Source organism: Bradyrhizobium sp. PRIMUS42 (assembly GCF_023006515.1).
Lineage (GTDB): Bacteria > Pseudomonadota > Alphaproteobacteria > Rhizobiales > Xanthobacteraceae > Bradyrhizobium.
This window is the reverse complement of record NZ_JALBGZ010001023.1, coordinates 1-1,663: the sequence shown is the minus strand read 5'-3', so window position 1 is coordinate 1,663 and position 1,663 is coordinate 1. Positions and strand designations below refer to the sequence as shown.

General features: G+C 67.0%; 1 protein-coding gene. It reads right to left on the bottom strand.

All coding sequences use genetic code 11. From position 1 onward, the window contains the following. On the bottom strand, positions 1-1,663 hold a 1,663-nt coding region (locus MOV75_RS37050), incomplete at both ends, for a helicase-related protein (protein ID WP_258719605.1).

The window sequence follows — 1,663 nt, the reverse complement described above, 5'->3', positions numbered from 1 at the left end:
CAGGTCGAGCAGGCCGGTGGCGGCGTCGGCGCGGGCGGCGCGCAGCAGGACGTGATCGGCCTGATGCTTGCGCAGCACGTCATAGACGAGATCGGTCGAGAACAGCACCTGGCGGCGGCTCTTCTCTTCGCCGGTGTGCCGGCGCGTGATCAGGCCGGAGATGATCGCGCAATTGCGGAACGTGCGCTTCATCAGCGCGGATTCGGCGAGCCAGGCTTCGAGATCGTCGCCGAGCATATCGGGGTCGAACAGGGCGTTGAGGTCGATCCGGCCATCGCGGATCATGAAGGAGAGATCGCCAAGCCCCCAGATCGCCACCGCATATTCATTGGCAACGAAGCCGAGCGGCCGGGCGCGGGCGCGCTCCAGCCGCCGCGTCAGCAGCATGCCGAGGGTCTGATGCGCGAGGCGTCCCTCGAAAGGATAGCAGACCAGATAATGCTTGTTGGCGCGCGGAAAGCTCTCGACCAGGAGCTCGCGCACCGCCGGCACCTGCGAGACGTCCTTCTGCAGCGACAGCCAGTCGCGCACCTGCTCCGGCAAGCCGCCCCAGGCGCGGCCGTCATCGAGCAGCCGGCGCACGCGTTCCGCGAGATAGGTCGAGAGCGGAAACTTGCCGCCCATGTAGGACGGGACCTTCGGGTCCTTGTCATGCGCGCGCGAAACATAGACCTGGTCCTCGACCAGGGTCTCGTAGCGCACCACCTCGCCTGAGAACACGAAGGTATCGCCGGGCGAGAGGCCCTCGATGAAGGCCTCCTCGATCTCGCCGAGCAACCGGCCGCCGCGCGCGATCACGCCTGTCGAGCCGCCCGTTTTTCCCTGACCGCCGCCGCGCGAGCGCACCAGCCGCACCTTCAGCATGTCGTCCTCGACGATGGTGCCGACATTCATGCGGTAGCTCTGCCGCACCTTGGGATTGGCGACGCGCCAGCGCCCCTCCTTGTCCTGCTTGATGCGGGCGAAGCGCTCATAGGTCTTCAGCGCATAGCCGCCGGAGGCGACGAAATCGACGACGTCGTCGAAATCCTGCCGCGACAGATCGGCGTAAGGCGCGGCGGTGCGGATCTCGCCATAGAGATCGTCGCTGAAAAAGGGCTCGCCGCAGGCGCAGCCGAGCACGTGCTGGGCCAGCACGTCGAGGCCACCGGTGCGCAACGGCGGCGTATCCTGCGCGTTCTCGGCGATCGCGTCGATCGCGACGCGGCACTCCAGCACTTCAAAACGGTTGGCCGGCACCAGCACCGCGCGCGAGGCTTCGTCGAGGCGGTGGTTGGCGCGGCCGATGCGCTGCATGAGGCGCGACGATCCCTTGGGTGCGCCGATATTGACGACGAGATCGACATCGCCCCAGTCGACGCCGAGGTCGAGCGAGGAGGTGCAGACCACGCCGCGCAGTCTGCCCGCCGACATCGCGTCCTCGACCTTGCGGCGCTGGGCGACGTCGAGCGAGCCGTGATGCAGAGCGATGGCAAGGCCGTCGTCGTTCATGCTCCAGAGGTTCTGGAACAGCATCTCGGCCTGACTGCGGGTATTGACGAAGACGAGCGTGGTCTTGTTGGCCTTGATCAGCTCGTAGATTTCAGGGAGCGCATGGCGCGCGCTGTGGCCGGCCCAGGGCAAGCGCTCGCGCGTATCGAGCATCTCGACCTCGGGCGGGGCC